This window comes from Duganella zoogloeoides (genome assembly GCF_034479515.1).
GTDB lineage: Bacteria > Pseudomonadota > Gammaproteobacteria > Burkholderiales > Burkholderiaceae_D > Rugamonas > Rugamonas zoogloeoides.
Genome location: NZ_CP140152.1, coordinates 4,856,848 through 4,868,868, shown reverse-complemented (window position 1 = coordinate 4,868,868; position 12,021 = coordinate 4,856,848). Strand labels below are relative to the sequence as shown.

Here is a 12,021-nt window from a genome sequence, read left to right as displayed (position 1 = left end):
ATCGCATGTTTTTACCTCAAGAGATCATACGCAAGAAGCGTGACGGCGGCATCCTGTCGGCCGAGGAGATCCAGTTCTTCGTCGGTGGCATCACCACCAAGAGCATCACCGAAGGTCAGATCGCCGCACTGGCGATGGCCGTGTATTTCAACGACATGACCATGGACGAACGCGTGGCCTTTACGCTGGCCATGCGCGACTCGGGCGAAGTGCTGGACTGGCGTTCGCTCGACCTGCCAGGTCCGGTAGTGGACAAGCATTCGACCGGCGGCGTCGGCGACGTGGTCTCGCTGCTGCTGGGCCCCATGATTGCCGCGTGCGGCGGCTTCGTGCCGATGATTTCGGGCCGTGGCCTCGGTCACACCGGCGGCACGCTCGACAAGTTCGATTCGATCCCCGGCTACAGCACGGTGCCGGACAACGCCTTGTTCCGCAAGGTCGTCAAGGAAGTGGGCGTGGCCATCATCGGCCAGACCGCGTCGCTGGCGCCGTCCGATAAAATTTTCTACGGTGTGCGCGATGTCACCGCCACCGTGGAATCGGTGGCCATGATCACCGGCTCGATCCTGTCGAAAAAACTGTCGGCCGGCCTCGATGCGCTGGTGATGGACGTGAAGACCGGCACCGGCGCCTTCATGCCTACGTACGAAAAATCGGTGGAACTGGCCGAGAGCATTGTCCAGGTGGGTAACGGCGCGGGCATGACCACGTCCGCCATCCTGACCGACATGAACGAATCGCTGGCGCCGTACGCCGGCAACGCGGTGGAAGTGCGCGGCGCGATCGACTACCTGACCGGCAAGTCGCGTCCCGCGCGCCTGCACGAAGTGACGATGGCGCTGTGCGCCGAGATGCTGGTGCTGGGTAAGCTGGCCGCAACCGAAGACGAAGCGCGCGCCAAGCTGCAAGCATCGCTCGACAGCGGCGAAGCGGCCGAACGCTTCGCCCGCATGGTCACTGCTCTGGGCGGCCCGGCCGACCTGATGGACAATCCGGACAAGTACCTGGAACGTTCGCCGATCATCGTGCCGGCGCCGGCGCTGGTTTCCGGTTATGCGGCCACCACCAACTGCCGCGAAATCGGCCTGGCCGTGGTATCGCTGGGCGGTGGCCGCCGCCGCGCGGCCGATCCGATCGACTTCGCAGTCGGGCTGACCGGGCTGGCGGGCCTGGGCGACAAGATCGAAGCCGGCCAGCCGCTGGCGATGGTCCACGCCCGCACGCAGGAAGCGGCCGAGCAGGCGATCCGCGAAATCCAGGCGGCGTACCAGATCAGCGAGACGGCACCGGCCGCCAACCCGGTCGTGTATCGCACCATCCGCCCATAACCTCAACGCCAACCCGTAACCGCCAATCCGTCATTCCCGCGAAAGCGGGAATCCATAGACCGTATGCTTCGTAGAAAACAATGGCGACGCGACTCACAGGTTCCATGGATTCCCGCCTGCGCGGGAATGACGGTTCACAGGATAACCAAATGAACAAACAAGAACTGATCGCCGAAGCCACCGCCGCGCGCCTGAAGGCTTATACGCCGTACTCCAACTTCAAGGTCGGCGCCGCGCTGCAAACCAGGGACGGCAAGGTTTTCCACGGCTGTAACGTGGAAAACGCCGCCTATGGCCTGTGCAACTGCGCCGAGCGCACCGCGTTCTTCAGCGCCTTTGCCCACGGCTACCAGCCCGGCGACTTCGACCAGCTGGTCGTGATCGGCGAGACCGACGGCCCGATCGCTCCGTGCGGCGCTTGCCGCCAGGTGATCCTGGAGCTGGGCGGCGACGAACTGCCGGTGCTGCTCACCAACCTCAAGGGCGACATCCTTGAGACCACGGCAGCCGAACAGCTGCCCAACGGGTTCGGCCGCGCCGACCTGAAGAAGTAAGTCCTTGGTTTTCAAGAAGACAATCGATGTCCAGGCCGCCGTCGCCATTGCGGCGGCCGAGGCCATCGCGGCCAAGACCCAGGGCACGTTCGGTGTTGGTGGCCTGATGCTCGACCAGCACGGCAACGTGCTCAAGTCGCTGCACAACAACGTCGTTCTGCACGGCCTGGTGTTCGACCCCACCGCCCACGGCGAACGCCAGCTGATCGACTGGTACTACGCCGAACGGGCCCGGGGCCGCGTGCTGCCGCCGCCCGAAGACATCACCATCGTCACCACGCTCGACCCGTGCTGCATGTGCAGCGGCGCGATCCTGGCCGGCGGCTTCAACGTGGTGGCAGCTGCGCCCGACCGCATCGCCGGCATCAACTACGATGAGGCGGCTGTGTTCGAAGCGCTGCCGGCTGGCTTGCGCGCACAGGCGCAGCGCAGCTTCAGCTATCCGGCAGTGCTGGGCGCATCGCTGTATGCGCGCGCGGGCGCCGGCGCCACGCCGCGTTCTTTCTTCATCGGTAAAACCATTGCGGAAGCCACCCAGGCGCTGTGCGCGCTGGCGTTCGAAGCCACCTCGCGCGAAGTGGTGGCGCTGTTCGGCGCCGACCGCGCGCGCGATCAACTGCGCGACCCGGCCACACTGGCGCCCGACCACCGCATCGTGCGCGCGTTGAAGCAACTGCATCCCGATGCGCTGACATACCGCTGCGCACCGCATGCGCCTGATGCCGGCCTGGCGCCGTTCCTGTTGCAAGCCATGGCGCGGGACCAGGGCAGCGAACAGGGTGGCCATCGCGCAGCTGCGGCCGCAACCCAAGGCGATGCCGTGGCCCTGCTCGACGCCTTCGGTAACCTGCTGCTGTGCATGTCCGGCAAGCGCGCGCAGTCGGGCATTCGCACCGCGTTCATGGAAATTACGCGCGCCTACGCGCAGCTGCGCTACAAGCTGATGGACGGCGCCACGCACGATGAACAGGAAGAGGTGCGGCGCTACCTGGGCCACCCGCGCGAAGGCACGTTCGTGTTTGCGCACGGACCGGACCACGGCGCGGCAAGCTTCATGGACCTGGGCGCCTGGGCCTCGACCATGGAAGGCCCGCTGCCGGACCACAACCCGTACCAGTTCCAGTACGTGACGCCGCGCATCGACGCAGCAGCGCTGGCCACCCTGTGCGCCGCCATGCCGCCGCTGTACCGCGACGTCATCCGCCTGCACCCCACCCAGGTCCGCGACCACGCGCTGGTCGCTGCCCTCCAGCGCCTTTAAGTTTGCGGGTCGTAGGTGCCGATACTCCAGATATGCCCCTCCGGATCGCGGCAGGTAAATCCCCGGCCGCCGTAGTCTTCGTCCTTGATGTCGAGCAGGATCTCGGCGCCTGCCTCGAGCACCCGGCTGTACACGTGGTCGGCGTCGTTGACGACCAGGTAGGTGCTTTGCGTGACCGCATGGCCGATGTCGGCCGGCTGTTTCATCAGGCGGCCGAACTCGGTGTTGAAGACGGAACTGAGCATGATCACGCCATTGCCGAACACCAGCTGGGCGTGGGCGATGGTGCCGTCGTCGTTGGGCACCACCAGTTGGGGTTCGAAGCCGAAGGTGTCGCTCAGCCATTTGATGGCGGCCGGCGCATCGCGGTAGCGCATGCAGGGCACGACATTGCACAAGGTTGGCTTGGGGATGCTGGTCATGGTTCCTCCGATGCGGAAAGTGGAACTGTTTCGATCACCGAACGGGTAGCAAGTTCAATGACAATTCAGTATAGCCTGATCTCCATCAAGCGTATTCACATTTGCTGGAACCTGCCGGCATGGCCCCGGCTTACTTCCAGCAGCAGGGGATGGTTGCGCACCTTGAGCATTTGCCGGCCGCGCAGGTCGCGCGTGATGCCTTCGATGGCGTCCACCCGCACCAGGGTCGAGCGGTGGATGCGCCAGAATTCGTCGGGGTCGAGCTCGTCCGCCAGCTCCTTGAGCGGTTTGCGGATCAGCACTTCCGACTGGCCGGTCTGGACCCGCGTGTATTTTTCGTCGGCCTGGAAGTACAGCACCTCGCGCGTGCTGATCATGCGCAGGTTGGCGCCCACCACGGCCTGGATCCAGCGCAGGTAGTCGGGCGCTGCCGGCGCTGCGGACGGCCGGCCTGGCTGTGCCAGCAGGGCTTGCAGCTGGCGCTGGATGTCGGTCGGCTGGCGGCCCACCAACTGCTGCAGGCGCGCGCACGTGGTCTTCAGGCGTTCGCCGCCCACCGGTTTCATCAGGTAGTCGAGCGCGCCCTGTTCGAACGCCTCGATCGCGTACTGGTCGTACGCAGTGACGAACACCAGGTGGCAGCGCCTGAACAGCAGGCGCGCCGCTTCGATGCCGGACAGGCCGGGCATGCGGATGTCGAGGAAGACGATGTCGGGCTGGTGCTGGCCTGCCAGCGCCACGGCCTCGATGCCGTTGGCCGCTTCGGCCACGATGTCGAGCGCAGGCCAGGCGTCGCGCAGCCGCGTACGCAGTTGCTCGCGCATGCCTTCTTCGTCGTCGGCGATCAGCGCGGTAGGGCGGTTCATGGCGCACCGCCGGCAAAGATATCGGGCGCGTAGGGCAGGCGGATGCTGGCGCGGGTGCCGCCGGTGAGCGGCGCCTCGATCACCAGCTGGGCGCGGTTGCCGTACAGGATGCGCAACCGCTCGCGCACGTTGGCCAGCCCCAGGCCGTCGCCTGCGTGCACATTGAAGCCGATGCCGTCGTCGAGCACATCGACTTGCAGCACCTGGTTATCGACGCTGGCGCGGATGTCGATGCGTCCGCCCGCGATCTTCGGTTCCAGCCCGTGCTTGATGGCGTTTTCGATCAGGATCTGCAGCATCATCACCGGGAAGGTGGCGCTTTGCATCTCGTCGGGCACGTCGATCGACACGGCCAGCCGCGCGCGCATGCGCGCCTGCATGATGGCCAGATACGCGCGCGACATCTCGATCTGCCTGCCCAGGGTGCCGGCGCCGCGTGCGCGCATCTGTGGCAGCGTGGCGCGCAGGTAGTCGATCAGGTTCTGGTGGATGCGCGCGGCCTGCGGCGGATCGGTCTCGATCAGCTGGCCGATCAGGGCCAGGGTGTTGAACAGGAAGTGGGGCTCCACCTGCGCCTGCAGCGCGGCCATGCGCGCTTCGACCAGGCGCCGTTCCAGGCCTTCTTCGTCGGCATGGGTGGTGGCGTCGCGCGCTTCGAGTTCGGCGCGGCGCTTGCCGCCAGCGAGCACCTTCAGTCCCAGCGACAGCACGATGAAGGCGCCGGTCTGCTCGGGATGGCCGAACGGCGTCATGCCGAAGATCATGACCAGCAGCCAGATGATCACCAGCTTGCGCCATTCCACCTGGGCCAGCCAGTCGAAAAAGCGCCACCACAGGGTGGCCGTGATCTCGCCGATTTCGCGCACGATGTCGAGCGCGCCCTTGGCATTGCTGTAGCCGGCTGCGGTCAGCCGGCCCTTTTTCATTGCAGCGGCTCCTTGATGACGCGGCCGCGCTGGCCGTCGCAGGCGCCCATCACCAGTTTTACCACGAGGAAGATGGCAAACAGGGTCAAGGCCAGCGGCAGGATGCTGACGATGAAGGCGAGCACCAGCGCGGCGCCCAGCAGCGCCGGCCAGGACAGGCGGCGGATGGTGCGCGCAGCAAAGCGCAGCGCCTGGGTGAAAGCGCGGCTGATTTCATCGACGACATTGCCGGCGTTGTGGAAAAAGTTGCTCATGGTGGTCTCCCTGGTGAAGTGTTGATCGGTGTTGATGGAGTCACTGTAGCCGTGCCGTCCGTCGTCCGGGCGCAGTTTCCGATCAACTGCGGTTTTGGCGGGATCAGCGGCGATTGCGCGCGACAAGTGGGACGAGGCTGTCCCCAGCGCGCGGATGGTGCGTTGCAGAAAAAAATTGTCAATTGCAAAAAATAAAGTATTCAAATTGCAATTGTGGTGATATCATCGCAATTGTTGTTGTGGCTATGGAATCTAACTGATTCCGATCACAACCTTCCACCAATTTCTAAGGATAAGTCACCATGATGGTTCGTACCTGTGTCGCTCTTGCCGCTTCCACCCTGTTCGCAGGCGTTGCACACGCCGCACCATTGACGGCTGACGAAATGCTCAAGCAGTTCAACGTGGTGGTGAAGGGCGATATGACCTCGACGTCGCATGTCGATGGCCGCACTTACGTCGCCGGCAACCTGCAGGGCGGCGATTATGTCCAGCACGCTTCGGACACCGCCAAGTCGGCTTATGCCGGCCTGACCGTGGGCGGCAGCGCCAGCGGCAATCTGCATGTTAACGGCCTCGGCGCCGTGGTAGGCGGCAGCGCCAACGGCATCATCGTCAACACCGGCCAGGCCTACGTGGGTGGCAGCGCCACTTCGTCGACGTTTAACGGCGACGCCTGGGTGGCTGGCGCCGCCACCAACGTCAATTTCAACGGCGGTGGCCACGCCGCCAGCTACAGTGGCACCAATAACAACCGTCCGCTGGCTTCGACCACCGCCGTGATGGACGCCGCCCGCGCCGCCGCCACCAGCACCGACTTCTCGAACGTGATCAATAACATGAGCACCAAGTTGGCGGCGCTCAAGGGCACGGAAAAAGCCGCGGTGGACATTACCGGCAACAAGGTCACCTTCAGCGGTACCGGCAATGCCAACGGCGTGCTGGTGTTCGACCTGAGCACGCTGGACAGCCAGATCTTCTCGTCCAATATCGGTGAGTTCGCGTTCAACCTGACCAACGCCAGCACGGTGATCTTCAACACCGACAACAAGGTCCTGTCGCTGAGCGCCAACATTCTCGCTCCTAACAGCCTGGGCAGCTCGCTGATCTGGAACTTCGCCGGCGCCACCAGCGTGACCGTGGATCGCACCTTCGTCGGCCAGGTCGTGGTGGCTGATGGTACGTTCAGCAACCTCGGCGGCGCCAATGTCGAGGGCGGCGTGTATGCCAAGGCATTCAACCAGCAGGGTGAAGTACACCTGCAACAGTTCAGCGGCAGCCTAGCCACGGCGGTGCCGGAAGCGGAAACCTACGCCATGATGCTGGCCGGCCTGGGCATGCTGGGCTTCATGGCCCGCCGCCGCAAGCAGGCTTGAATTTGTCGTATTATGTTGTGTTGTGGAAATGGAAAATGTTTTGCGTAAATATAATTTATGCTAGACTCGGGGGTTCTACCTAAAAAGGGAACCCCTGCCATGTCCGTTTCGACAATTACCGCCCGCTTCATCTCGTCCGTTGCCCTTGCCTCGGCAATGACCGTGGCCCATGCCGACGTGCTCGAGATCGACCTGGGCGGCGCCGCTGTCTATTCGTTCAACGACTTCAAGTCCGGCAGCGGCAGGGTGGATGGATCGATCCTCGCCGGCCGCGACATCAGCCTGGCCAATTATTCCGTCAATACCAGCAACACCGGCGCCTACGGCGACTACGCGGTGGTTGCGGGCCGCGATTTTACGTTCACCAGCGGCAATGTCGGTCACGGCAGCACCTACGTGGGCGGCACCAGCTACCTGAACCAGAGCGGCACCCTGAACGGCCCGGTCACCACCGGCACCGCGCCAGCCGACCTGAATGCGCTGGCCACGTCGCTCACGCAAACTTCGAACGCGCTGGCGGCGCTGACGCCTACCGCCAGTACCGAGCAAAAATGGAACGGCATCTTCATCAACGGCACCAACAGCCAGGTCGAAGTGATCAACCTCGACGCCAGCTGGCTCGATTCCAGCAGCTGGTACAGCTTCTCGAACCTGAGCGCGGGCGCCACGCTGATCGTCAACTTCCTCGGCGACAGCGCCACGTTCAAGGGCGGCTTCAGCGCATTCGACGGCTACAATGTGCTGTTCAACTTTGCCGACGCCACCACCCTCAATTTCGTCAACGGCTTCAACGCCAACGTGCTGGCGCCCAAGGCCACCGTGACCGGTGGCAGCGGCACCATTTACGGCACGGTGGTGGTCAATGACTGGAATTCTTCGGTGACCATCGGTACGGCCGCAGGCGGGGGCTTTGCCGCTGTCGATGTGCCGGGACTGGAGCTGGTCGCCACGGCCGTGCCGGAAGCGCAAACCTGGGCCATGCTGCTGGCGGGCCTGGGGTTGATGGGCGTCGTAGCCCGCCGCCGCAAGAGCGCCTGACAAGCCGCCCAGGGCGGCGTTGCAGCGCCTTGCCGTACGTTCGTACTGTCTGCGGCGCTGCGCCTTGCCCTGGGCGGCTTGTCAGGCGCTCTTGGCGCATTCTGACCGAACGCTGATGGCGGCGTTGCAGCGCCTTGCCGTACGTTCGTACTGTCTGCGGCGCTGCGCCTTGCCCTGGGCGGTTGTCAGGCGCTCTTGGCGCTTTCTGACCGAACGCTGATGGCGGCGTTGCAGCGCCTTGCCGTACGTTCGTACTGTCTGCGGCGCTGCGCCTTGCCCTGAGCGGTTGTCAGGCGCTCTTGGCGCTTTCTGACCGAACGCTGATGGCGGCGTTGCAGCGCCTTGCCCTGGGCGGTTTTCAGGCGCTCCTGGATACCAGGGGCACTCCAACCGCCGCCAATACCATATCGACGATCAGCTGTTCGGCGTCGTCGAAATCCTTTTTGCCGAGCTGCTTGCGGTTCAGCACCAGCGCCATCTGCGGCGCGAAGTCGGCGTAGGACTGAGTCATGGCCCAGATCGCGAACAGCAGGTGGGTGGCGTTGACCGGGGCGATCTTGCCCGCCGCGATCCACTGCTCGAACACCGCGATATCCTTGCGCAGCAGCGGCACCACGCGGCGCTGGATCTGGGCGCCGTATAACTGGGCGCCGCCGATCACCTCCATCGCATACACGCGCGACGCCCACGGCTGCTCGCGCGAAAACTTCAGCTTGGCCTGCACATAGGCGCGCAGCACCGCCTGCGGCTCCTGGTCGCCGGCCGCCAGGCTGTCCATCCGTTCCAGCCAGTCGTCGAGCACATCATCGAGCACGCGCTCGTACAGGGCCTGCTTGGTGGGGAAGTAGTACATCAGGTTCTGCTTCGACAGGCCGGCCCGGTCGGCAATGGTGGCGATCGATGCGCCCTCGTAGCCGCTTTCGGCAAACACGCGTACCGCCACGACTACGATGTCGGCTTCGAGCTTGTCGCGGTTGATGACGCGGCGTTTGATCCGTGGTGTTGCTGGCAGTTTGACGATCGACATGTTCAGCTCTTTCAGGCAGGACGGACCGACTGCAGGAAGTCCAGCAGTTGCGGGTGGTTGCTGTAGGCGACGTTGAAGCGGAACCAGACCGACTCGGGCGGTCGCAGCATGAAGAAATCGCACGGCGAGAGCAGGATGCCGGCCTTGAGCGCCGCATCGGCGATGGTCTTGCCGTTCCAGTCGGGGCGCGGCGCTGCATCCCAGCCGGCCGAGACGAACATGCCGCCGCGCGGCTTGGCCAGCGGCGTCATGCCCGCGCTGCGCAGGCTCTCGATGGTGCGCTCGCGCCCTGATTCGAGCTGCGCCACCAGCTTGTCCACCATGCGTTTATACGGCCGCGCGCTGATGGCGTGGTACACGGCGCGCTCGTTGATCTCGGACGTGGTCAGCCCGGCCAGCATTTTCACGCGCAGCAGCTCGGGCAGCAGCGAGGCGGACGCACAGATCGATCCCACCCGCAGCACCGGCGACAGCGTCTTGGAAAAGCTGCCCACGCGGATCACCCGCCGCAGGCCATCCATCGCTGCCAGCGAGGCCTCGCCGCGCTGCGCCAGCTCGCGGTAGATATCGTCCTCCACCAGCCAGAAATCGAACTGCTCGGCCAGGGCCAGCAGCCGGTGCGCCTGCGCGGCGCTCAGGGACGTGCCCAGCGGGTTTTGCAGCACCGTGTTGACGAACATGAGCTTGGGCTGGGTAAGGGCGGCCTGGCGCGCCAGCAGCTCGACATCGATACCGTGCTCGCCGCGCGGAATGCCGACCGCGATGCAGCCGTGGTGCAGGATCAGCGAGTGCAGGTTGCTGTAGCCAGGATCTTCGACAAACACCGTGTCGCCGGGGCGGGTGAGGGTGCGCAGGATCAGGTCGAACGCATGGGTGGCGCCGTGGGTGAGCAGGATCTGCTCGGGATCGACCGGGAACAGGTCGTCGCTGAGGGTGGCGGCGAGGTGATGGCGCAGCGTGGGAAAGCCCATCGAGTGGCCGTAGCCGCGCAAGCGGTTGGACGGAATGCGCATCGCATGGCGCACGGCGTCGAGCACGGTGTCGTCGCCGTACCACTCGGGCGGCAGCCAGCCCACGCCGGCCGCCAGCGCCTCGGAGACGCCCGAATACAGGTCCGGCGTGAGCGAGTCGATGGCGGTGGGCATGGTGTGCATGGCCATTGGCGTCATGGCCGGCGGCAAGTCCTGGCGCGCGACAAAGTAGCCGGAACCACGGCGCGACATCAGCAGCCCCAGCGTGACCAGGCGGTCGTACGACTCCACAACTGTAAAGGTACTGATGCCATTACACTTGGCAAACTGCCTGACCGACGGCATTTTAGTGCCGATGCGCAACTCGCGGCGGCCCACCATGGCGGCAATCGCGGCCACGATCTGCTCGACCAGGCTGCCCTTCTTGCTGCGCTCTATGACCAGTACCGGCCACTCGGCCGCACAGTCGGCTTGATCCATCGCAGTGCTTTCCGATTCCATCGTTGCGTTCCTCGCTAGCCAAAGCGAAACTGTACTGTTTTTACCACCGATACGGTTGGACTGTTTTACCGTCTGTGTATATGTGCCATAGTTATATCGCTGACTATTATTGCATCATCGTTTTGCCACTTGTAAAATTTTTTTACGGGTCGTCAAAAACCTTCATGGAGATATGCATGAATCTGTCCCGCCCCGACTCGATGGCATCGTTCTGGATGCCATTTACCAATAACCGCGATTTCAAGGCTAACCCGCGCCTGCTGGTCTCCGCCGAAGGCATGTACTACAAGGATGTCGATGGCAACAGCATCCTCGACGGCACGGCCGGCCTGTGGTGCGTACCGTGCGGCCACGCCCAGCCGAAGATCGTCGCGGCCGTGCGCGAAATGGTGGGCCAGCTCGACTTCGCCCCCACTTTCCAGATGGGCCACCCGGCCGCGTTCGAACTGGCCGACAAGCTGATGGACTACACCAGCCACCGCTTCGGCCACGTGTTCTATACCAACTCCGGTTCCGAGGCCGTGGACACCGCGCTGAAGATGGCGCTGGCCTACCACCGCGCGCGCGGCGAGGCTGGCCGCACCCGCCTGATCGGCCGCGAACGCGGCTACCACGGCGTGGGCTTCGGCGGCATTTCGGTCGGCGGCATCGCCGGCAACCGCAAGCCGTACGGCGTGATGCTGCCCGGCGTCGATCACCTGCCGCATACGCACAATCTCGAGAAAAACGCATACACGCGCGGTGAGCCGGAACACGGTTTCGAGCTGGCCGACGAGCTGGAGCGCATCGTCACGCTGCACGACGCGTCCACCATCGCTGCCGTGATCGTGGAGCCGGTGGCCGGTTCCACCGGCGTGCTGGTGCCACCCAAGGGCTACCTGAAGCGCTTGCGCGAGCTGTGCACCAAGCACGGCATCCTGTTGATCTTCGATGAAGTGATCACCGGCTTCGGCCGCCTGGCGACGCCGTTTGCGGCCGACTACTTCGACGTCGAACCGGACCTGATGACCACCGCCAAGGGCCTCACCAACGGCACCATTCCGATGGGCGCGGTGTTCAGCAAGCAGCACATCCACGACGCCTTCATGGATGCGCCGCCGGGCATTGAACTGTTCCACGGCTATACGTATTCCGGCCACCCGGTCGCCTGCGCGGCCTCGCTGGCCACGCTGGAAGTGTTCAAGGAACAGGACATTCTCGGCCACGCGGCCGGCATGGTCGAGTACTGGACCGACGCCGTGCATTCGCTCAAGGGCCTGCCGCACGTGATCGACATCCGCACTATCGGCCTGGTGGCCGGCATCGAACTGGCGCCGATTGCGGGCAAGCCCGGCGCGCGCGCGTTTGCCGCGTTCAAGCAGGCCTTTGCGGACGGCGTGTTGATCCGCGTGACCGGCGACATCATCGCGCTCTCGCCGCCGCTGGTGCTCGAGAAAAAACACGTCGACGAGTTGTTCGGCAAGCTGGCCACGATTTTGAAAAACCTCGATTGAAGCG

Annotated in this window: 12 protein-coding genes; 6 read left to right on the top strand and 6 right to left on the bottom strand. The window is 64.4% G+C overall.

The window, feature by feature from the left end:
• The first annotated feature begins 5 nt into the window (after window positions 1-5).
• The 3 genes from deoA (at window position 6) to SR858_RS21465 (ending at window position 3,143) form a co-directional block, all read left to right on the top strand.
• On the top strand, window positions 6-1,328 hold the full coding sequence (deoA, locus tag SR858_RS21475) for a thymidine phosphorylase (RefSeq protein WP_019921499.1): 1,323 nt from the start codon (window positions 6-8) through the stop codon (window positions 1,326-1,328).
• 104 nt (window positions 1,329-1,432) lie between these two features.
• The gene (locus SR858_RS21470) at window positions 1,433-1,882 is read left to right on the top strand and encodes a cytidine deaminase (protein ID WP_322533921.1); all 450 of its coding nucleotides are present in this window, start codon (window positions 1,433-1,435) and stop codon (window positions 1,880-1,882) included.
• Window positions 1,883-1,886: 4 nt separating this feature from the next.
• On the top strand, window positions 1,887-3,143 hold the full coding sequence (locus tag SR858_RS21465) for a cytidine/deoxycytidylate deaminase family protein (RefSeq protein WP_019921501.1): 1,257 nt from the start codon (window positions 1,887-1,889) through the stop codon (window positions 3,141-3,143).
• Here the strand turns inward: SR858_RS21465 and SR858_RS21460 are convergent.
• The 4 genes from SR858_RS21460 to SR858_RS21445 all read right to left on the bottom strand — a co-directional run bounded on the left by SR858_RS21460 (window position 3,140) and on the right by SR858_RS21445 (window position 5,611).
• Entirely contained in the window at window positions 3,140-3,565 is a 426-nt protein-coding gene (locus SR858_RS21460; protein ID WP_019921502.1) for a VOC family protein, read from the bottom strand. The genes SR858_RS21465 and SR858_RS21460 overlap by 4 nt on opposite strands.
• Window positions 3,566-3,660: 95 nt before the next feature.
• The gene (locus SR858_RS21455) at window positions 3,661-4,431 is read right to left on the bottom strand and encodes a LytR/AlgR family response regulator transcription factor (RefSeq protein WP_019921503.1); all 771 of its coding nucleotides are present in this window, start codon (window positions 4,429-4,431) and stop codon (window positions 3,661-3,663) included.
• A complete protein-coding gene (locus tag SR858_RS21450; protein ID WP_019921504.1) occupies window positions 4,428-5,357 on the bottom strand; it encodes a sensor histidine kinase in 930 nt (309 codons plus the stop codon). The genes SR858_RS21455 and SR858_RS21450 overlap by 4 nt, the downstream gene beginning before the upstream one ends.
• The gene (locus SR858_RS21445; RefSeq protein ID WP_026637229.1) at window positions 5,354-5,611 is read right to left on the bottom strand and encodes a hypothetical protein; all 258 of its coding nucleotides are present in this window, start codon (window positions 5,609-5,611) and stop codon (window positions 5,354-5,356) included. Before SR858_RS21445 ends, SR858_RS21450 begins: the two co-directional genes overlap by 4 nt.
• Before the next feature lie 302 nt (window positions 5,612-5,913).
• Here SR858_RS21445 and SR858_RS21440 point away from each other — a divergent pair, with 302 nt between their 5' ends.
• Entirely contained in the window at window positions 5,914-6,987 is a 1,074-nt protein-coding gene (locus SR858_RS21440) for a collagen-binding domain-containing protein (protein ID WP_322533918.1), read from the top strand.
• Between the two features lie 99 nt (window positions 6,988-7,086).
• A complete protein-coding gene (locus SR858_RS21435) occupies window positions 7,087-8,025 on the top strand; it encodes a choice-of-anchor A family protein (RefSeq protein ID WP_322533916.1) in 939 nt (312 codons plus the stop codon).
• A gap of 358 nt (window positions 8,026-8,383) precedes the next feature.
• Here SR858_RS21435 and SR858_RS21430 read toward each other — a convergent pair whose 3' ends face one another.
• Window positions 8,384-9,052: a TetR/AcrR family transcriptional regulator gene (locus tag SR858_RS21430; protein ID WP_019921508.1), complete on the bottom strand. Its 669-nt coding sequence runs from the start codon at window positions 9,050-9,052 to the stop codon at window positions 8,384-8,386.
• 11 nt (window positions 9,053-9,063) lie between these two features.
• Complete coding sequence (locus SR858_RS21425; RefSeq protein ID WP_019921509.1) at window positions 9,064-10,524, bottom strand: aminotransferase-like domain-containing protein; 1,461 nt, start codon at window positions 10,522-10,524, stop codon at window positions 9,064-9,066.
• Window positions 10,525-10,700: 176 nt separating this feature from the next.
• On the opposite strand from SR858_RS21425, the gene SR858_RS21420 reads away from it, so the two are divergent.
• On the top strand, window positions 10,701-12,017 hold the full coding sequence (locus SR858_RS21420; protein ID WP_019921510.1) for an aspartate aminotransferase family protein: 1,317 nt from the start codon (window positions 10,701-10,703) through the stop codon (window positions 12,015-12,017).
• Window positions 12,018-12,021 lie beyond the last annotated feature (4 nt).